The sequence below is a fragment of the Microcoleus sp. S36b_A4 genome, assembly GCF_036700645.1.
GTDB lineage: Bacteria > Cyanobacteriota > Cyanobacteriia > Cyanobacteriales > Microcoleaceae > Microcoleus.
Genome location: NZ_JAUBPI010000002.1, coordinates 135,218 through 156,252, shown reverse-complemented (window position 1 = coordinate 156,252; position 21,035 = coordinate 135,218). Strand labels below are relative to the sequence as shown.

Genomic DNA, 21,035 nt, shown 5'->3' with positions numbered 1-21,035 from the left:
GCGTAAGTCCTGCAACAGTTCGGACAGTTTTTGATTACCAACAGCTTAGGAACCGGGTTGCTAACACCCATGCGTCAGCTTTGAAAAGGTGCGAAGTGTTGATAGATAAATTAACTCAATGTTCGATCGCCCTAGCTGTTCAAAACTGGATCGAACGGGCGATCGAAAAAATTAAGGAGACAGTCGCCACACCTTAATCGTGTCGTCAAAACTGCCACTGATCAGAGTTTTGTCTTGAGGATTAAAAGCCAAATCCACCCAGGTAGAATGACCCTTCAGCGTGCCCGCGATTTCGCCGGAACTCATGCGCCACAGCTTGATAGTCCCGCTCAAATCGGCGCTGGCCAGCTTGTCTCCGTCGGGACTGAAAGCCAAGGACTTAACCTTGTCGGAATGGCCGATCAAAGTCCGTAGCAAAAAACCGTTGGGCTGCCCGGAGTGATTATTTGCGCTGATATCCCACAGCTTCACCGTCTTGTCCCAACTGCCGCTGGCGAGAGTTTTACCGTCTGGGCTGATGGCCAAAGACCAAACCGCTTCGGAATGACCCCAAAGAGTTTCTTTCAATTCCCCAGTCTGCCAGTTCCACAGGTTGATCTTACCGTCGCTGCTGCCGATCGCCAAAGTTTCTCGATCGGGGCTGAAAGCCACCGACTGCACCTCGTCAAAAACCCGCTTGAGAGTTTCCAACTCGGCCCCGCCTTCGACTTGCCACAACTTCAAAGTTTTGTCCTTACCGACACTGGCGACGGTCTGGCTATCGGGACTGAAAACCACCGAGAACACGCCGTCGGTGTGTCCGTCCAAAGTCCGAATTAACTTGCCCGAATAGAAATTCCACAATTTAATCGTACCGTCAACGCCACCGCTGGCGATCGTCCTGCCGTCGGGACTAACAGCCACCGACCACACCGGCCCCAAATGTCCTGCTAAAACCTTCAGCAGCTTGCCGTGACGCTTGTGCAGCAGGTGAATTGTGCCGTCGTTGTTCCCGCTGACTATCACGCGGCCCTGGGGAGCAACTGCTACCGCCCAAACCGGGTTTTTGTCTTGATCCGCCAGAGTCCGCACTGCGGGCCGGGACGGCGATGCCTCACCCCTGAAATTCTGCATCGGGGGCGGATTGAACCGAATTTCGGGAATGCTAGAAACAGGCTCAGAAGAAGTGAAAGCCTGCGGTGCAGGAGATGGCAAGCGAACACCCAGCACTACGGACAGCAGGGCAACCGTACTTGCTCCCCACATGGCTAAACTCCACTTGGGTTTGCTGAGAATCACTTGTGCCGATGCCGGGCCGTAATTCATGTCTGTGAGAATTGCCTCGGTCGATCGATAGCGTTTTGATGGTTCTCGCTGCACCATTTTATCCAGAATGCGGCCGAGTCGCGCCGAAACTGGTACTTTCAAATAATGTCTCCAGGCCCAACTTTCGGATTTGATGTCAAACAAATCAAAGGGCGATATTCCCGTTAACAAGTGAATGCAAGTGACGCCCAAACTGTAGATGTCGCTGCTCTGAATCGCTTGGCCTTTAATTTGTTCTGGGGCCGCGTATTCTGCAGAACCTGTCACCGTTTCTGTTTTGATCGGGCCACTATTAGCCCGAATTGCCGCGCCGAAATCGACTAAAACTAGCCCAGAGGAACGTTCTTGGGACAGGGGATGTAGATCCTCTTTCCCTGCCAAAGCTGGGGATGCTTGGGGATTTTTGCGGTGAATAATATTCGACGGTTTGATATCTCCGTGAATCAGTTGATTTTCATGAACAAATTGCAGGACTGGCAACAATTCGCTCAGCAGATACCAAATTTGAATTTCTTTAACAACACCTTTTTCTGAAAGCCGATCGGCTAAATTACGGCCTTCGATGTATTCTTGCACTAAATACTGGCAGCCTTCGAGTTCAAAAGATGCCAGCAGTTTCGGTATTTGGGGATGTTGGCCCAATTTGTCGATAACTGAGGCCGAGCGGCGAAATGCCCAGTTTTCTTGTGTGCAACCTGCAGCCGGCGCGCATAACTGTTGAATGACGCAGGGGGGTTGCGAAGGTTGGTCTTCATCGACTGCTAAGAAGGTGCGGCAAGTGAGACTTTGACCGAGGGTGTGAAAGACTCGGTAGCGGCCTTTTAGCAGCAAGTTCGACTCGCAACTTTTGCATACTGTCGCGCGATCGAGATTTTGGGGATTCTGGCAATTGGGATTGGTGCAGTAACTCATTTGTCTTTCCGCTGGAGACCCCCGTCCGACATTATTGCTGGTGGGGGAGGAAAGCGGGGCGGTGCGTGCCGCTTCCTGTGGACAAATTAAATAATAGGAATCTTTGCTTGATCATAATTGTTTCCCAGATTTTCGCCACAATTGCTGCGGGCGATCGCACGTTAATTATTGCTGACTTTCCTGCGAGCGAGGTTTAATAGGTCGATCGTACGGGCGGGCTCTCCTGCCCCCCCCACAAGAAAATCATTCTTTGTGGAACAGGTGGGAAAGCCTGTTATTGAGAATAGTGCAATATCTCAGTTGTTACCGAATTAAGCTATACTGTCATTGCGAATACTTGCATTGCTATCGCTGCAAAGCAATCGCGAGGCCTTGCCAAATATCCGCGATTCTTTGTCCTATGGAGTTAATCTAAAACTACAAATCTCCAATCGACTAACAGATTAAAACTTAGGCAATTTTCGCCCAACTAGCTACTAACTTTTAACTATTACTTATGCCATTAATTCGCGTTCCCAAACCTTGGGAAATTCTCGAACCCCAAATTACTCCAGAAACAGCCTTTCTCAACCGCCGCCGCTTCATGACAAATTTAATTGGCGCCGGCGTGACAGCTTCGCTGCTGCCGCTGACCGGCTGCCAAAGCAATCCTAGCTCAAAAACCGCTCTGGATCAAAGCTCAACCCAAGCATATTCGGGATTGAGCCGGAATCCCGACTTTGCGAAAGTCGATCGAGCGATTACCGACGAAGCCTTAGCTACAAAATACAACAATTTTTACGAATACGGCGGCACAAAATCTATATGGCAAGCCGCTCAAGCTTTGCCAACAGAAAACTGGAAAGTAGAAGTAAACGGTTTAGTAAAAAATCCCCGCACTTATGATATTGACGACCTCTACAAAAAATTTCCTATCGAAGAACGAGTTTATCGATTTCGCTGTGTAGAAGCCTGGGCGATGGTAGTTCCTTGGGTCGGATTTCCCATGAAATTACTAATGGCTGATGTCGAACCGCAATCGAAAGCTAAATTCGTTCGCTTTACCTCATTTTACGACCCCAAAATTACTCCCGGCCCAGGTTTGATGTCGCAATTTTATCCTTGGCCTTATACCGAAGGTCTGCGAATTGAAGAAATGGCCAACGATTTAGCATTTTTTGCCACAGGCTTATATGGCCGAAGGCTACCAAAACAAAATGGTGCGCCGCTGCGGCAAGTGATTCCTTGGAAATACGGTTTTAAGGGCGCAAAGTCGATCGTCAAAATTGAATTTGTCGAACAACAGCCCGCCACTTTTTGGAATACAATCGGCCCCAACGAGTACGCTTTTGAAGCAAATGTGGAACCCGACAAACCGCACCCCAGATGGTCGCAGGCCAGCGAACGCATAGTCGGCCCCGGTAACAGTTGGTCGTGGGAAACTCGCCCAACTTTGCCCTATAACGGTTACGGCGAATATGTGGCGGGTTTGTACAGTTAATTGATGGATTTTCCCTGGTTTCTAGGCTCTGCCTAGGAACGCATATCCGGAGGCTCTGCCTCTCAATTCCCGCGAGGCAGAGCCTCGGATTCAGGCATTCCCAGGCTCTGCCTGAAAACGAAAAATTGAAATTACATCAGTCTTGATATGCGTCCCTCAAACTCTTCAACTCTCTGCCAAACTCTTTCTAGCAAATCTGGCGTGCTAACATCAAACCATTCAATTTCAGGATAGGCCCGAAACCACGTCCGTTGTCTCTTCGCAAATTGCCGCGTGTGCAAAATTGTTAATTCTTTGGCTTCTTCAAGCTTAATCTCGCCGGCCAAATATTGTTTCATTTCCTGATAGCCCAGCGTGTTCAACAGGGGCAAGTCGGAGCCGTATCTTTTACACAAATATTCTACTTCAGCCAGCCAACCGCATTCTAGCATTTGTTCGGTGCGCTGTTTGATACGATCGACCAAAACTTCGATCGCGCAATCCAACCCAATTTGTAAAATAGGATAATTGGGAGGATTTTCGCCCTGCTGTTCGGAAATAGGGCGACCGGTCGCATAAAATACTTCCAGTGCTCTTAAAGTTCTTACTGGGTCATTGAGGTGAATTTTCTCAGCGGCAGAGCGATCGACCTGCTGCAACATGGCGTAACATTGAGATTGTCCGAGTTCTGCAAGTTGCGATCGCAATTCGGGCATCGGCCCTACCCTCGGAATTTTTAAACCGCGCACGATCGATTTAATATATAAGCCCGTCCCTCCAACCAACAACAGAGGAGGAGACAGCGGAAAATCGACAGCAGCAATTAAATTTTGAGCTTGTTGCTGGTAATCTGCTAGTGTCAGAGTTTCTGTCGGATCGCAGATGTCAATTAAGTGATGCGGTACACAAGTGCGATCGACCGCCGTCGGTTTTGCGGTTCCGATGTCAAATTCGCGGTAAACTTGACGCGAGTCCGCACTCAGGATCGAAGATTGCAGTCGCCCCGCCAAAGCCAAAGCCACTCCCGACTTCCCCGTCGCCGTCGCCCCGCAAATCGTAATTAATCTAGGCATAAGCTGTCGCACATTTCCCTATAAAAACTTTCAAACCCTCTCCTCTCAATGCTTTCCCCTCTCTCCTACACTGATTCACCGCGCTACGCCTGGGGAGTCGCGAAGCAATATCAAAACTATTCCCCTCCGTCCCCCCGATAAATTTCCCTTCAGAAAGCCCTAGCATCGCCTTTAACGGTTTTGTGCTATAATTTTAGGAGTTTTCCCATTTTAGAAGCTTTCGGGGCTTTAGGCCTCATTATTGGAGCTATTTTTGTATGACCAGCAGCTACAGCGCCGACCAGATTCAAGTTCTCGAAGGTCTCGAAGCAGTCCGTAAACGACCGGGGATGTACATCGGTACCACCGGCCCGCGAGGACTCCACCATCTAGTTTACGAGGTTGTGGACAATTCCATAGATGAGGCGCTGGCTGGCCACTGCACTCACATCGAGATTGACATCAACGCCGACGGTTCCGTTACCGTGACAGACGACGGCCGGGGTATTCCCACCGGCATCGTTGCCAAGACTGGCAAATCGGGAATAGAAACAGTAATGACTGTACTCCACGCCGGCGGTAAATTTGGCGGTGGTGGCTACAAGGTTTCTGGAGGATTGCACGGTGTAGGTATTTCTGTTGTTAACGCGCTGTCCGAGTGGGTAGAAGTGACAGTTTGGCGCGACCAAAAAGAACATTTACAGCGCTACGAAAGAGGCAATCCAGTTACTGAACTTACTGCCAAGCCCAACAAAGGCACTCGCACCGGCACTTCAGTTTCTTTCTTGCCAGATACTCAAATATTTAGCACTGGCATTGAATTTGATTACACTATACTCGCCGGACGCTTGCGAGAATTGGGTTACTTGAATGCGGGCGTGAGAATTACATTCAGCGACCACCGTTTGGAACTGCTTAAAAGTAGCGAACCTCGCATCGAAACATACTGTTATGAAGGCGGAATCAAGGAATATATCGCCTACATGAACCGCGAAAAGCAGCCTCTGCACGAAGAAGTGATCTACGTGCAAGGAGAACGCAACAATGTGCAGATAGAAGTGGCTTTGCAGTGGTGCGTCGATGCTTTTAGTGACAACGTTCTCGGTTTTGCTAACAACATTCGGACGATCGACGGAGGCACGCACTTAGAAGGTTTGAAGGCTGTTTTAACGCGGACGATGAATTCGATCGCCCGCAAGCGCAACAAAATCAAAGAAAACGAGCCCAACCTCGCCGGCGAAAACGTTCGCGAAGGCTTGACAGCAGTCATTTCGGTCAAAGTCCCAGACCCGGAATTTGAAGGCCAAACTAAAACTAAGCTAGGAAATACAGAAGTTCGGGGAATTGTCGATTCCTTAGTAGGCGAAGTATTAACAGAATATTTGGAGTTTCGCCCCCAAGTAGCTGACGCTATTTTGGAAAAAGCTATTCAGGCATTTAAGGCTGCTGAAGCAGCCCGTCGTGCCCGCGATTTAGTGCGCCGAAAATCCGTCTTAGAATCGTCTCCTTTGCCCGGTAAACTAGCGGATTGTAGTTCCAGAGACCCGGCCCTGTCTGAGATCTACCTGGTGGAAGGGGATTCTGCAGGCGGATCGGCAAAACAAGGGCGCGATCGCCAATTCCAAGCAATTCTGCCTTTGCGCGGTAAAATTCTCAACATTGAGAAAACCGACGACGCCAAAATCTACAAAAATAACGAAATTCAATCGTTAATTACAGCCTTGGGTTTGGGCATCAAAGGTGAAGAATTCGATCCGGGTCAATTGCGGTATCACCACATCGTAATTATGACTGACGCTGACGTAGATGGTGCTCACATCCGCACGCTATTGCTGACTTTCTTCTACCGCTATCAGCGCGCCCTTGTAGACCAAGGTTACATCTACATTGCTTGTCCTCCTCTCTATAAAGTGGAACGGGGACGCAATCATTACTACTGTTACAGCGATCGCGAAATGAACAATCTCATCCGCAATGAATTTCCGGCGAATGCTAACTACACCATTCAGCGGTTCAAAGGTTTGGGTGAAATGATGCCGACACAGTTGTGGGATACAACGATGAACCCAGAAACTCGGACGCTGAAACGAGTGGAGATTGAAGACGCTGCTGAGGCCGATCGCATCTTTACGATCTTAATGGGCGATCGTGTCGCCCCTCGTCGCGAATTCATCGAAACCTACGGCCCCAAACTTAACCTCCTCGACTTGGACATCTAAATTAGTTGACAGTTGACAGTTGACAGTTGTTTGCTGGCGAGGATGAGTCATTAGTCATTAGTCATTAGTTAGTGGCTGATGACTACTGCCAACTGCCAACTGACTACTGACTACTGCCAACTGCCAACTGACTACTGACTACTGCCAACTGCCAAGTTTTGTTATAAAAATTAATACAATCTCTCATCAAATCGATCTAAGGTAAATGCTTAGGTAAATTTTAGATTTTTGGCGCATCCATCAGCTACCACAAAAATAGAAGGTTGGACAGTATAGCATGAGCATCAATTTAGCGACCAAATTGCGTGAGGGAACGAAAAAGTCCCACACAATGGCAGAAAACGTCGGTTTTGTCAAGTGTTTTTTAAAAGGCGTTGTAGAAAAAACTTCTTACCGGAAGTTAGTAGGAAACCTCTACTTTGTCTACTCGGCAATGGAAGAGGAAATGGAACGCCAAAAGCAGCATCCGGTTGTTTCAAAAATTTACTTTTCTGAGTTGAATCGCAAACACAGCTTAGAGCAAGATTTATTTTACTACTACGGTGCGAATTGGCGCGAACAAGTAGCCCCCTCAGCCGCAGCTAAAGCTTATGTGGAGCGAATTCGCGAGATTTCGGCGACCGCACCGGAACTGTTAGTAGCTCACTCTTACACTCGCTACTTGGGCGATTTATCCGGCGGACAAATCCTGAAGGGAATTGCCCAGCGCGGGATGAATCTTTCCGAGGGAGAAGGCACTGCTTTCTATGAATTCCAGGATATTCCTGATGAAAAAGAATTCAAGGCTAACTACCGTCAGGCAATGAATGAACTGCCGATTGACGAAGCAACAGCAGAACGAATTGTTGACGAAGCTAATGCAGCTTTTGGCATGAACATGAAGATGTTCATGGAGTTAGAAGGCAATTTGATTAAAGCAGTCGGTCAGATGCTTTTCAATACCCTGACTCGGAAGCGTGGCGGTGCCAGTACCGAATTGGCTACTGCTGATTGAGCCAACACCCATTGGCAATAATTTAAGCCTCGTTTAAGAGGAAAACTTTAAATCCTGGGGGTTTGATGGCTGCTTTTACAGTCACCAAAGCTCCGGGATTTTGCATAGTGTTTGAATTGCGGGCGATCGACTTTTTATAGAAGAAGGAAGAAGGAAGAAGGAAGAAGGAAGAAGGAAGAAGGAATAATGCCCAATGCCCCATCCCCAATGCCCAATTACCAATTACCCATTCTCATGCAAAGGAAACTTACTATATTTACCTTCCCACGCCGCGATTAGGAGGCTGCTCGTCCGGGACAGGCAAAGAAGTTGGCCTTACTTGCCGCTCCAAATACTTACTCAAAGCGTAAGCGATATCCCAGCGAGTCATCGGCTTCAAAGGATTAATCTTATTAGTTGGGATATCAACATTAACAAACCCTTCATAAAGTGCAGTAGCTATAGACTTTCTAGCCCAATTAGGAATTTCACCTGCATCGGGATACTTAGCTAAAATTTCGGAAATGCTGGCATCAGGAAACTGAAAAACCCCGTAAGCTTGAGCAAAAATAGCTAAAGCTTCCGCGCGAGTCACCCTTTGATTAGGGAAAAACATTCGGTCGCGATATCCACTCATTGTTCCCGTTTTCAAAACTGTTTGAATCGCACTGTAAGCCCAGTAACTCTTCGGTACGTCCGGCAATTCTTTATCCGGTTTCTGAGCGGTTTTCCGCCGTTCCAAACCAAAAGTTTTTACTAAAATCACCGCCAAATCAGCACGACTGACAAGACCCTCAGCATTAAAATTGCCACTGGCATCTTTATTCATCAACCCTGCACTCACAACCCGGTCGATCGGGTCAATTATTTCTTGAGATTGAACCGCCATAGGCACTCCTTGCAGTAGGGCGATCGCCAAAAAAATACTCACTAACCTTTTCACGATTTTAATCCTTTCTGTCGCTAAAACAATCATGAAAACAGCAGTAATATTTTTTCCAGTTTCCTCGGTATTATTCTGTGGTTTCCGCGGTGTGCTAGATTTGGGGATTATATATTAAAATCCAACATTTGCTTCCGGCAAAGCCCCCTGCATTTTACCCAACCAATCAATCAAATTATCCAATTGCTTTTGAGCCGTTAAAACCGCCATACCTCGAATAGTAACCTTCCCCTTGCTGTAGACAAAACGAGAGCGCAAATGTTCCGGCAAATTAGCCTTGAGCAAATTCCAAGCAGGCTCTTCCATCGCAGTTTCCAAAACTATGTTCTGCTTATTCTCCGGTTTGATACGAGAAAAACCGATTTTTTTAGCAATTTGTTTGAGTTCGACCACACGGATAAGTTGCTGGGCTGGCAGAGGAATTGGCCCATAGCGATCGCACCAATCAGCCTGAATCTGCTGTAATTCTTCAGGGGTATTAGCAGAAGCCACAGACCGGTAAGCGCTCATCTTTTGATCCAAATCTGCGATGTAATCGGCAGGAATAAACGCCGTCAAAGTTAGGTCAATTTGCGCGTCCTCAACTTTCGGAATTTCCTGACCCTTAATTTCCCGAATAGCTTCCTCTAACATTTCAGCATACAAATCAAAACCGATCGCCTCCATTTGACCAGATTGTTCAGTACCCAAAACATCACCCGAACCGCGAATTTCCATATCTCGGACAGCCAACTGATAGCCTGAACCCAACTGGGCAAACTCTTGAATTGCCCGCAGCCGCTGCCTTGCCGCATCAGAAAGTTGGTTCTGCTTGGGATAAAACAGCCAAGCATGAGCTTGAATCCCCGCGCGTCCCACCCGTCCCCGCAACTGGTAAAGCTGACCCAAACCAAACTTCTGCGCGTCTTCAATTAAAATGGTATTGACTCGCGGAATATCCAAACCCGACTCAATAATCGTCGTACACACCAAAATATCGAAATCTGCCGCACTGAAAGTCAGCATGATTGATTCTAGTTCCGAGGCCTCCATTTGACCGTGGGCGATCGCAATTCTGGCAGACGGAACCATCTCCTGCAACTGAGTGGCCAACTCATCAATCCCCTCAATCCGCGGTACCACGTAAAAAACCTGGCCGCCCCTGTCCAATTCTTGACGAATTGCCGATCGGACCGTTTCTGCGTTATAGGGAGCCAAATGCGTCTGAATCGGGCGTCTGCTGGGAGGCGGAGTCGCAATCAAACTCATCTCGCGAATCCCCGACAGCGACATATACAAAGTCCGGGGAATCGGCGTTGCTGTCAAAGTCAGAACATCTACCTCTGTTTTGAGAGATTTAATTGCTTCCTTTTGCTTAACTCCAAACCGCTGTTCTTCATCCACCACCAACAAGCCCAAATCCCGAAATTTAATCGCTTTGCTCAAAACAGCTTGAGTACCCACAATCACATCTAATTCCCCAGTCGCCAAACGCTTGTGAATCTCCCGGCGCTCGGTTTCCGTCCGAAAGCGATTGAGCAAACCAACTTCGATCGGATAAGGGGAAAAACGCTCCGAGAGCGTGTGATAGTGCTGTTGGGTCAAAATCGTCGTCGGCGCGAGCAAAGCCACCTGTTTGCCCGCCGTAACCGCCTTAAAAATTGCTCTCAGAGCAACTTCTGTCTTACCAAAACCAACATCGCCACAGACCAAGCGATCCATCGGTCGATCGCCCTCCATGTCGCGTTTCACATCCTGAGTTGCCTTCAACTGATCCGGCGTTGGCTGGTAAGGAAAAGAATCCTCTAATTCTTGTTGCCAAGGCATATCAGGAGGAAAAGCATAACCTGTTTGTTTAGCTCTTTTAGCATAAAGATTCAGCAAATCTACCGCTAATTTCTTAACAGCTTTGCGAACCTTTGTTTTAGTTTTTTCCCAAGTTTGGCCTGTCAGCTTGTTGAGATCCGGTACTTTATCGCCTACAGTCCGAAACCTCGACAAAGCGCCCAATTGATCGGCCGCCACTCTCAGAGTACCGTCAGCGTATTGAAGCACCAAATATTCGCGAGTTTCGCGATCGATCGTCAAACGCTCCAACTTGATAAATTTGCCCACTCCATGCTGGCGGTGAACCACATAATCACCAGGGCTTAACTTATTCGGATCTACTTGCTTAGAAGCAGCACGACGGCGCTTGCGGACGTAGCTAAAGGTAGCGAGAGAATGCTGACCGTAAAATTCCCGATCGGTAATTAAAACTATCCGAAAAGTCGGCAGAATAAAACCTTCCAATTCGGCCAGCCCGCTGTACTTCAAAGCAACCGGAACGTGCTGCAATTGCAACTTGTCGATCGCCAAATAATCGCGTGGATTCACCACAAACTGAGCCGGACAGTCGTGTTCCGACAGCAGAGAAACCGATCGACTCGGTTGAGCAGAAACCAGAAAAATGGTAAAACCTCGATCGCGCTCTTCCCTGAGCATTTGAGACAGCTTCGCAAATTGGTGAGGCATCACCGGCACAGGCCGAGAAGCCAAATTAATCGCAGACGGTAGCTGGTCGCCCTCGGCAGAGTTTTGAATTTTTTTAGTAGTAGAATCTTCTGCCAATTCTGAAAGTTCTAGCCGCTCGAAAGCTGCGACATCTGCCATAGATTCAGCAAAAGTGCGGTGAATTTTTGGAACTTTCAAATTAGCAATTGGCAATTTTTCTGTAGCCTCACCAGCAACTGCCGATTCCCGATTGCAATTATTCCACTGTTCCTGTGCATTCTCATACCAGCGGTCGCTGTGACCTTCGCACCCTTGCGGTTCGTCAATAACAACTAAAGTATTTTCTGTCAAATAATCCAACAAAGATGCAGGTTGCTCGAACGCTAAACCCAACAGCCTGCGGACAAATTTTTCGGCTTCATTTTCTGGATCTACAGAGCCTAGTTGGTTAATTTCGTCAATATTTTTTTCAGATAAAACTGCTTTAATAATTGTGTTAAAATTAGTGGGAGTTAAAACTAATCGATCGACCTTATCGAGCGATCGCTGGGAAGACGGATCGAACTCCCGAATTTGCTCCAAATTATCTCCGAACCATTCCAGCCGTACTGGCAACTCCGCCGCTACGGGAAAGACATCGACAATATCGCCCCGGCGACTCCACTGGCCCTCCATTTCCACCAGAGTCACCCGATCGTACCCCATCGATACCAGTTGACGATCCAGTATCTTTGAGTCTTGAACCGCACCTCGCTTCAGCGTCAGACAGTAGGGTTCAAAAGCATCCGGTGGGGGCAAGTGAGACTGGAGAGCTCTTTCGGTAGCTACAATCGCGATCGGCTTAGAATTAGCGTTTGTTTCTTGTTTCTCGACCAAATCCGCCAGCACCTGCATTTGCCCCCAAGTCATTTCGTTCTCGTCGGAGTAAGATAGCTCGTAGGGTGAAGCCTCCGAAGTCGGGTAAAAATGTACGGTTTGCCAGCCCATCGCCTCTAAAGAGGCAACCCAGCGGCCGGCTTCTTCCAGAGTTGCTGTTACTGCCAATAAGTTTCGCCCCTCTTGCTGTGCGAGGGCAGAAGCTACCAAAGCTTTAGGCAAACGGGCGAGGCCGGACAGTTGCACGTAGCGATGGCGCTTGAGCTTGTTGAGGAGTTCTGTTGCTAGGGGCGATCGCCCCAGGGTACGAATTATTGAAGAGAAAGTCATGCGCTTTTAATTTTAATCCCTGATCGGCGAAGGCTCTTTCCCTTTGCCTGTTAAGGAGATTGTACGACAAACATCCATGATTGTGCCGCTCTGCTGTTGAGGCATGGGAACTTAACTAGAGATAGATTTCTGCTTTAATATGTCGATCCTGCGATCGCGATCGAGCCAGTTCCGTTAATATAGGGCCAGGTTTAGAAAAAATTTCGATTTTGCGATCGAGATTCGCAGCTTCCAGACCTCTCCTGTGACTGCACCCAAAGACGGATACAAGCCCCCGACTCAAGTTGTGAAGATCGAAGAATTTTAGACATTAGGGAAATCCCCCAGATACTGGCGGCGTCGTCAATCTAAAATCTAAAATCTAAAATCTAAAATCGACTAACCGGGCACATCGCTTTGCCGTTACTACCGAAAATTTTAGAAATGTCCCCAAGTACCGATATTCTGATTGTTCTCCTGCTGGTTTTCCTCAATGGCTTATTTGTGATGTCAGAGATGGCCATCATCTCTGTACGGAAGGTGAGACTGCAACAGATGGCCAACCAAGGTTCGATCAATGCCCGTGTAGCCTTGGATCTGGCTAATGCCCCCAATCAGTTCTTGCCGACAGTTCAAATCGGGATTACGATGCTGGCCATTCTGTCGGGCGCTTTCGGAGAAACGACAATTGCTAAAAGGGTAGAGCCTTTGTTGCGGCTGATTCCTGCCCTGGCGCCCTATTCTCAGACGATCGCCTCAGTAGTAGCAGTTTTAACCATCACTTATCTGACCTTAATTATCGGCGAGCTTGTGCCGAAGCGCCTAGCCCTCAACAACCCGGAACCCATCGCCTCAAGCGTAGCAATTCCCATGCGAATGCTCTCAAAAATTGGCGCTCCTGCGGTTTATCTGTTAAGTTATTCCACTGACTTAGTGATGCGGATCATGGGGATTGTGCCTTCTACAGAACCGCAAGTTACAGAGGAAGAAATTAAAGTTTTGATCGAGCAAGGAACAGAAGCCGGAACCTTTGAAGAAGCCGAACAAGACATGGTAGAAAGAGTCTTTCGTTTGGGCGATCGGCGAGTCAGCGCCTTAATGACTCCGCGTCCCGATCTTACCTGGCTTGACCTCGACGACTCAGTAGAAGAAAACCGCCAAAAAATGCTCGGCAGTGGTCATTCTCGGTTTCCCGTGTGTCAGGGAGGACTCGACAACGTTGTCGGTTTAGTACACGTTACTGATATGCTGTCTCGGACTTTAACTGGTCAACCGCTAGATTTAAGCGCTTCTTTACGACGACCGTTATTTGTACCGGAAAGCACGCGAGGTTTAAAGGTATTAGAACTTTTCAAACAATCTAGCAATCAAATTGCCTTGGTAGTAGACGAATACGGCGTCATTCAAGGATTGGTTACAGTCAACGACATTTTAGTGGAACTCGTTGGCGACTTTCCCTCGATTGAAGATGCTGACGAACCTCAAACCGTGCAGCGCGAAGACGGTTCTTGGCTGTTAGACGGAATGCTAGCAGTCGAAGATTTTTTTGAGCTATTTGGAATCGAAGAGTCAGCAGAACACAAAGGAAGTTACCACACAATGGGCGGTTTTGTGATTACAAATTTGGGCAAAATTCCCACAGCAGCAGAGCATTTTGAGTGGAACGGTTTGCGCGTGGAAGTAGTCGATATGGACGGGAATCGAGTTGATAAAATCTTGGTAATGCCGATCGACTCAACGGGCGATCGACCTAAAACCCAACCAAAAACCTAAAATTTAAACTCAGCGGTAAGGTGCGCTAGGCGCACCCTATATCCACCATTCAGCGGATATTTCAGACCTACTTTTTTTTGCTTCTAGCCTCATCTTTCCGCAAAGATTCCACAATAGAACGACCCACATAATTGCTAAAAACCACCTCTCCAGCTTGATTGTAGTGGCAGCAGCTATCTACATAAACAGCTTCTTTAGTCTTGTCAAAAACATTAACAGCATTCACTAGAGTGATATTATTTTTTTCCAAATTCGGAAACTTCTTGAAAAGAGCCGGATATCCAATTTGTACAGATTTAGCATAAGGAGTATCCTTGTTAAAAGCAATCTGCTTTTCGGCTTCACCAAACACCCTTTTCGTCTGATAATATTGATTAGGCTGAAGAACATGAAAATAAGGCACGTTACTAGCAGACAGAACTTTGTGCATAAAAATTGAACTTTTCACCCAATTCTGTGCCATTTGCTCAAAAGCTAATGAATCTTGTAAAACAGACTTATTAGTATTGATGTAAATAACACTACCACTGTCATCTTTTTTTTGTTGAGTCCGTTCTTTTTCAAACTTAATGACATCGGTTTTATAGTTATTAACTAGATTTTGAACGTAAACCGAAGTCAAAGCATCGCACGCAGCTAAAGAGCAGTTTTGCAAACGTTCCAAACCCTGATTAATCCTAGATTTATTTTCTTGGATTCTGATAGTTGCTTTCATCGCTTTTGTAGAAAGGCTATTATTCGCCAAGCTAGTCAGTGGCAAAATATGCTGAATGCTTGGCATCGCCAAATCGACTTGATTTTTATTGTTTAAATTAGAAAGTGCTACTTCATTAAAACCATCTATATTGACGACCATATCCAGTTCTTGTCCTAAAGCCAAAAAATAATTTAAAATTAATAATTGCTGCGGTTGTTTATACCCTCCGGTAGCAAAAGACAAAATTATAAATTCTTTATCTTTCAAACCCGGAAGCTGCTTTAGGTATTGAGGTAAAATTTTGTTTTGAACTTCAAATACTCCATAATTAGAAGCCACAGAACCGCCAAAAACTCCGATAATAAATTGATTTTTCTTGGTTTTTTTCAAAGGGTAATCGTAAGGAGAGATAAATCCGTAGTTGTTAACCTTAAAACCAGGTCTAAAATCAGCGCTGGGTTTTTGAATAAACCCAAAAAAAGGATGAAACCTTTCAACAATAGACTGATTCAGCCGCACTCCTTCTAAATTAATTCCTAAAGCCGACTTATCTTGCGTCTTTTCTCTAGTATAGAAAAATTGCTTATGCTTGACAAAATACCATCCCAAGGAACCGAGTTCCAGGAAAACCAGTAAAAGGACTAAATTAATCAAAGTTATCTTGAGAAATTCTTGTCCTTTTTTGAGGAACTTTAAATCTTTCATAAACCTCTATTTCGACTCTCTTACTACTTTAATAATGGAACTAGAAACATAGTTTGCCAATACTTCGTCTCCGACTGAATTATAGTGGCAGCAGGCATCTTTGTAAACCGTCTCTTGGGTATTGTCTAAAATATTCACTGCGCTAAAAACATTAACCCCAGCTTTTTGCAAATCATCGACTTTGGACAACAATACCGGATAACCTTTTTTCACCCCTTCAATGTAAGGACTCTTCTGGTCGATCGCAATTTCATTTTCCTTGGCGGTAAACGCTCGCTTAGTGGGATAATACTGGTTGGGCTGGATAAAGTGAAAATACTTAATCTTTCTACTTGATAAAATTTGATTCATCCCGATCGACGATTGGTACCACATCGATGCCATTTTGTCAAAAGCAACGGCATCCTGCAAAACAAAGTCAGCTTTGGGAATGTATACTATACCGCTATTCGCGGTGTCTGGGTTAGATTGTTTGACTTGCGAATCGTACTTGACAACGGCTTGCTGGTAATTGTTGACTAATTGTTTCACCTGTAGCGAGGTGACAGCGTGACACAAAGCAAGTTGACAAGTTTGCAATTTGTCAATACCTGCTTTCAACTGTTTTTTGTTTTCGTTAATTTGCACGATCGAGCTCATCGCTTCCGGTGACAAGTTGTTGTTGGCTAAACCAGTCAGAGGCTGTATGTGCTGAACGCTGGGCATTCCTATTTCTACTTGGGCTTTGTTGTTTAAATTTGACAGGGCTACTTCGTTAAAACCATCAATATTTATGACTAAATCTAACTCTTGACCCAACGCCAGAAAGTAATTTAAAATTAATAATTGTTGGGGCTGTTTGTAGCCACCGTTGCCAAAATTTAAAACAATAATTTCCTTGTTGGCAAATTCTGAATAAGTCTTCAATTTGTTAGACAATCTGCGATTTACGTATTCATCGACTGCAAAGTTATTCGCAACTGAACCGCCAAAAACTCCGATAATAACTTGATTTTTATTGGTTTTAATAAACGGATATTCGTAGAGTGAAAAAAAGCCGTGTTTGTTGACTTTTAACTTTAATTTTTCATTAGTAAAAGCACCTTGTTTGAGTACATAGCCAAAAAGTGGGTGCAGTCTTTCTACGATAGATTCATCAAGTCTAATGCCGATCCTTTCAATATCTTCTACTACTTTTTCTTTGGCTTTAGTTCGGGTATAAAAAAACTGCTTTTGGTTGATAAAATAAAAAGCTAGCGATAAAGCTTCCAGACAAATAAAGGCGATCACCAAATTAACCGCGACTATAATTAATATGTTTTTGCCTTTTTTCAAAGCCGTTGAATCTTTCATGAAATTTGACTGATTACGGTTGTTTTTTGGGTACTTGAGACTGCTTCAAATTTTCGCACAAATTTCGGTTGATGAGGATACTAGCCAGTCGGTGTCCGAGTTCATTCCAGTGACCCCCACAGGGGACAGAATTATCAAAACCGTGGGCGCAGACTTGATATTTTTCAGTGTAACCTTGGATCTGTTCGGATAAATTCAGTACCCGAAAACCCTCGCGCGCGCCCAAATTTTCCAGCCGCCTATCGGGATAAAACAAATCCTGAATGTTGTTCTTTCTCATAAAATTTTTTCGCCTCTCGGCCTCCGGTATAACTTGCATCGGATCGCCGATCGTCACAACCAAGAAATCAGCATTTTTCTGCACGACTTCATTCCGCATCGTCACAATCAAACCCTCTGTCACCCTCCAAGCCTCTTCCCAAGCTGCATTTTGAGGTTCCTTGAGGTTCAGGGTACTTAAAGTGGTAAAGTGTCCCGATAACTCCCGCTTTTTCCGATCTAAGTCTACTTTTTTAATGACCTGCAAAATGCGCGAATTGTTGACGATAAAACTGGGCATTCTGTCTACGAAGGAAACTGCTCTTTCGTTGCGATCGATCGGCGCCAGATTGCGAAAAGACATATCTGGTACTAACTTGCCGCTAGCATCATAAGCAAAAAATGGTCGGTAGTGATCGTATTCCAATTGTGGCGAATTATTGATCACATCATTGCCAATAAAAAAAGCAAGAATTACTATATCAGGACTGTAATCCCATACTTTTTTTCGCAGCATTATCAATTCTTGAGCAGTACCGTAGCCCTGCACCCCGAAATTCATTACCTCAACATTTTTGCGTCCCTTAACAGCTTCGCAGTTGCCTAACTTTCGTTCCAATTTTGACCAGAAAGTTTGTTCGACAGGTACGTGAATTGCTTCGGTGAAAGAATCGCCCAAAACCGCAACGCGCAAAGTATTTGGAGGTTTTGCTTTTGTATGTTCACGATCGCGCAAACCCTCGCTATTCACCTGCACAAAACTCGCACCTTCCCCATTCCACTCCCCCGACGCGCCCGGTTTCAGCTTCCAGCCCAAATTTGGATCGGAAGTATGGAAACGAGTTGGCGCCGAGTCTACAAAATCTCCTATTTTTGGATAGCCCTCGACTTTAGCAACTCGCAATCCAATTTCGCCAATTACCACCCCCATCAATAAACCACCGAGTGTCAAGCCCAAATTGACACCCAAATTTTTCAACTTGCTCATTATTTCAAAACAGCGTGTAAATAAATGGAGCAATCACAGAACCCTGACTCAATACAATCAAAGCTCCCAAAAAGACTAAAGTCACAATGAGCGGCAACAGCCAATACTTTTGGCGTTCTTTCATAAACGCCCACAAATCTTTGAGAAAATCTAAAGTTGCTTCAAACACTTAAAAAGGACGCTCCATACTAACTTTGGTTCTTTCTTTACTTGGGACGCGGTAAGTATCCATTTTCGGATTTAGTTTTCGCCGCATTGCATCTTCGCCGAAAATCTTTTTGATTGCTCCCATCGGCCAAATTATAAGGTAAAAAACTATCCCTAAGACGATCGGCGTTTCGATTTTGTTAAGAATAATTCCAAAGCGCATCCACGCGTGATAGATGGGATTCAGCGATTTCGGCGCAACTAATCCTAGCACGATTAGGACTGCGCCGATTGCCCAGGGCCACCAAGGTAGAGAATGCCGCCGCAGTAAAGGTACTGCTAAACCGAACAGCACTGCAATCAAGCCGCCAATTAGCAGCCCGAAATCGCGCAAGCCTTTTTTGTCGAGTTTTTTAATTTCGTCGCTCATTAGAAATGGGGAATGGGGAATGGGGAATGGGGAATTAGTTATTAGTTATTCGTTCCAACTAATAACTAATGACTAATGACTAATGACTAATCTAGTTCAAATTCATTTTTCCAAGCATCATCTTGTTTCCAAGGAATTTGTTCGGACTTGGGAAGCAAGTAATTTTCCAAAACCAGATAGTCCATTTCGGTTCGCATGAAACAGCGGTAAGCATCCTCTGGAGTGCAAACAATGGGTTCCCCTCGGACGTTGAAAGAAGTATTTACCACAATAGAACAGCCCGATCGCTTTTCAAAATGGCTAATTAAGTCATAGTACCGAGGATTAGTTTCTTTGTGAACTGTTTGAATGCGAGCCGAGTAATCGACGTGGGTGACAGCCGGAATCTCGGAACGGGGAATGTTGAGCTTTTCAATGCCAAACAACTGCTCTTGTTCGGGAGTCATCGGAATGCGGAGACTGGATTTGACAGGTGCTACCAATAGCATATAAGGACTAGAATGGTCAATCTCGAAATAATCCGCAACTCGTTCGGCTAAGATTGACGGAGCAAAAGGTCGAAAAGATTCCCGATATTTAATTTTCAGGTTCATCACGGACTGCATTTTAGCACTGCGGGGATCGCCAATGATCGATCGACCGCCCAGAGCCCGCGGCCCAAATTCCATCCGCCCCTGGAACCATCCCACCACATTTCCCTGTTCCAAAATTTCAGCCAACTGCGGCATTAATTCAGCATCGTCCAATCGGTGATAGCTGGCTTTGACAGCATCCAAATATTCGAGAATTTCTGCGTCAGTAAACCTCGGCCCCAAATATGAGCCCCGCATTTGATCGTGACAAGTTAAATGAGCAACCGACTTCGCCACAGTTGCCACCGCTTGGTTGGCAGTGAGAACTTCAGTCCTCTCCTCAACCGCTACGTTTGTAGTGGCAAGTTCAGTTTTGAGGGATTCTATACTATTTGCTGTCGAGTTGGCGCTCACTGTGCGAGTTTGTTCGCAATACTGATACCAAATCGCCAAAGCCGCACCCAAAGCACCACCAGCATCTCCCGCTGCCGGCTGAATCCAAATATCTTTGAAAATACCTTCCCGCAAGAGTCTGCCGTTAGCAACACAGTTGAGAGCAACGCCGCCCGCCAGACAAAGATAATCGACATCCAATTCTTTTTTAACTGTTCTGCAAAGCCGCAAAACAACTTCTTCGGTAACAACTTGAATCGAAGCCGCAATGTCCATTTCTCGCTGAGTCAATTTTCCTTCAGCTTGGCGTGGCGGTCCTTCAAACAGTTCGTCAAACTTCTTGTTTGTCATGGTTAAGCCAACAGTATAGTTGAAATAATCCATGTCCAAACGGAAAGTTCCGTCATCTTTGAGGTCGATTAAATAGTTGAGAATCTTGTCTACATACTTGGGTTCGCCATAAGGTGCTAAACCCATGAGTTTGTATTCACCAGAGTTGACTTTGAAGCCAGTGTAATAGGTGAAAGCTGAATAAAGCAAACCCAAGGAGTGGGGAAAATCGATTTCCCACTGAGGTGTAAGTTGGTTCCCGTCTCCCAACCAAACCGAGGTTGTGGCCCACTCGCCCACGCCGTCGAGGCACAAAACTGCTGCTTTTTGAAACGGGCTGGGGAAAAATGCCGATGCTGCGTGGGATTGGTGGTGTTCGGTAAATAGCAGAGATGGCAGTTTATTTGTTTTGCAGTTTGCTATTGCTGCCAGATCTCTTTTGAGCATGGTTTTGAGGTAAAGCTTTTCTTTGAGCCATATTGGCATGGCTTTTAGGAAAGAGCTAAAACCTTGGGGTGCGTAGGCTAAATAAGTTTCGAGAAGGCGCTCGAATTTGACTAAAGGTTTGTCGTAAAAGACTATTCGATCAAGTTCCCGCAAATCTATTTTCGCTTCTTTCAAGCAATAAGCGATCGCATTCTTAGGGAATCTGGCGTCATGCTTTTTGCGGGAAAATCTTTCTTCCTGCGCTGCTGCTATAATTTCTCCGTCGCGAATTAAGGCTGCGGCGCTGTCGTGATAGTACGCCGAGATTCCAAGTATGTTCATCGCTCTCCTCACAAATCGCAATGCGTTTGCTTTTGACTATTTAGAATAGCTAACGATTATAGCTGCTTAAGTGCTGATTGGGAATTGAATTTTGCGATCGCCTCTAATTTTACCTGGATCGA

The 21,035-nt window shown here is 45.9% G+C and carries 14 protein-coding genes; 4 read left to right on the top strand and 10 right to left on the bottom strand.

Features of this window, described 5'->3' with window-relative positions; translation table 11 throughout:
* Positions 1-171 precede the first annotated feature (171 nt).
* Positions 172-2,217 (bottom strand): serine/threonine-protein kinase, encoded by a 2,046-nt coding sequence (locus QUA03_RS01695; protein ID WP_333209139.1) that lies wholly within the window; start codon positions 2,215-2,217, stop codon positions 172-174.
* 496 nt (positions 2,218-2,713) lie between these two features.
* Here QUA03_RS01695 and msrP point away from each other — a divergent pair, with 496 nt between their 5' ends.
* Positions 2,714-3,697, top strand: coding sequence for a protein-methionine-sulfoxide reductase catalytic subunit MsrP (gene msrP, locus QUA03_RS01690; RefSeq protein ID WP_333209137.1), 984 nt, complete (start codon positions 2,714-2,716; stop codon positions 3,695-3,697).
* A 131-nt stretch (positions 3,698-3,828) separates the two neighbouring features.
* On the opposite strand, the gene miaA is transcribed toward msrP, so the two are convergent.
* Positions 3,829-4,749 (bottom strand): tRNA (adenosine(37)-N6)-dimethylallyltransferase MiaA, encoded by a 921-nt coding sequence (gene miaA, locus QUA03_RS01685; protein WP_333209135.1) that lies wholly within the window; start codon positions 4,747-4,749, stop codon positions 3,829-3,831.
* A gap of 257 nt (positions 4,750-5,006) precedes the next feature.
* Here miaA and gyrB point away from each other — a divergent pair, with 257 nt between their 5' ends.
* Both gyrB and QUA03_RS01675 read left to right on the top strand, forming a co-directional pair.
* Positions 5,007-6,947: a DNA topoisomerase (ATP-hydrolyzing) subunit B gene (gene gyrB / locus QUA03_RS01680; protein ID WP_333059513.1), complete on the top strand. Its 1,941-nt coding sequence runs from the start codon at positions 5,007-5,009 to the stop codon at positions 6,945-6,947.
* A 277-nt stretch (positions 6,948-7,224) separates the two neighbouring features.
* The gene (locus tag QUA03_RS01675) at positions 7,225-7,941 is read left to right on the top strand and encodes a heme oxygenase (biliverdin-producing) (protein ID WP_333209133.1); all 717 of its coding nucleotides are present in this window, start codon (positions 7,225-7,227) and stop codon (positions 7,939-7,941) included.
* A 256-nt stretch (positions 7,942-8,197) separates the two neighbouring features.
* Here QUA03_RS01675 and QUA03_RS01670 read toward each other — a convergent pair whose 3' ends face one another.
* Together QUA03_RS01670 and mfd are read right to left on the bottom strand one after the other, a co-directional pair.
* Entirely contained in the window at positions 8,198-8,863 is a 666-nt protein-coding gene (locus tag QUA03_RS01670; protein WP_333209131.1) for an S-layer homology domain-containing protein, read from the bottom strand.
* Between the two features lie 114 nt (positions 8,864-8,977).
* Positions 8,978-12,541: a transcription-repair coupling factor gene (gene mfd, locus QUA03_RS01665; RefSeq protein ID WP_333209129.1), complete on the bottom strand. Its 3,564-nt coding sequence runs from the start codon at positions 12,539-12,541 to the stop codon at positions 8,978-8,980.
* A gap of 423 nt (positions 12,542-12,964) precedes the next feature.
* Between mfd and QUA03_RS01660 the strand changes: the two genes are divergently transcribed.
* Positions 12,965-14,293: a hemolysin family protein gene (locus QUA03_RS01660; RefSeq protein WP_333209127.1), complete on the top strand. Its 1,329-nt coding sequence runs from the start codon at positions 12,965-12,967 to the stop codon at positions 14,291-14,293.
* Positions 14,294-14,360: 67 nt separating this feature from the next.
* Here QUA03_RS01660 and QUA03_RS01655 read toward each other — a convergent pair whose 3' ends face one another.
* The 6 genes from QUA03_RS01655 to QUA03_RS01630 form a co-directional block, all read right to left on the bottom strand.
* The gene (locus QUA03_RS01655) at positions 14,361-15,695 is read right to left on the bottom strand and encodes a hypothetical protein (RefSeq protein WP_333209125.1); all 1,335 of its coding nucleotides are present in this window, start codon (positions 15,693-15,695) and stop codon (positions 14,361-14,363) included.
* Positions 15,696-15,701: 6 nt separating this feature from the next.
* The gene (locus QUA03_RS01650; protein WP_333209122.1) at positions 15,702-17,027 is read right to left on the bottom strand and encodes a hypothetical protein; all 1,326 of its coding nucleotides are present in this window, start codon (positions 17,025-17,027) and stop codon (positions 15,702-15,704) included.
* 13 nt (positions 17,028-17,040) lie between these two features.
* Positions 17,041-18,273: an SGNH/GDSL hydrolase family protein gene (locus tag QUA03_RS01645; RefSeq protein ID WP_333209121.1), complete on the bottom strand. Its 1,233-nt coding sequence runs from the start codon at positions 18,271-18,273 to the stop codon at positions 17,041-17,043.
* Between the two features lie 4 nt (positions 18,274-18,277).
* Entirely contained in the window at positions 18,278-18,442 is a 165-nt protein-coding gene (locus tag QUA03_RS01640; RefSeq protein ID WP_190657062.1) for a DUF5989 family protein, read from the bottom strand.
* Positions 18,443-18,850, bottom strand: coding sequence for an SxtJ family membrane protein (locus tag QUA03_RS01635; RefSeq protein ID WP_333209119.1), 408 nt, complete (start codon positions 18,848-18,850; stop codon positions 18,443-18,445). It lies immediately after the preceding gene.
* 86 nt (positions 18,851-18,936) lie between these two features.
* Complete coding sequence (locus QUA03_RS01630) at positions 18,937-20,913, bottom strand: carbamoyltransferase (protein ID WP_333209117.1); 1,977 nt, start codon at positions 20,911-20,913, stop codon at positions 18,937-18,939.
* Between the last annotated feature and the right edge of the window lie 122 nt (positions 20,914-21,035).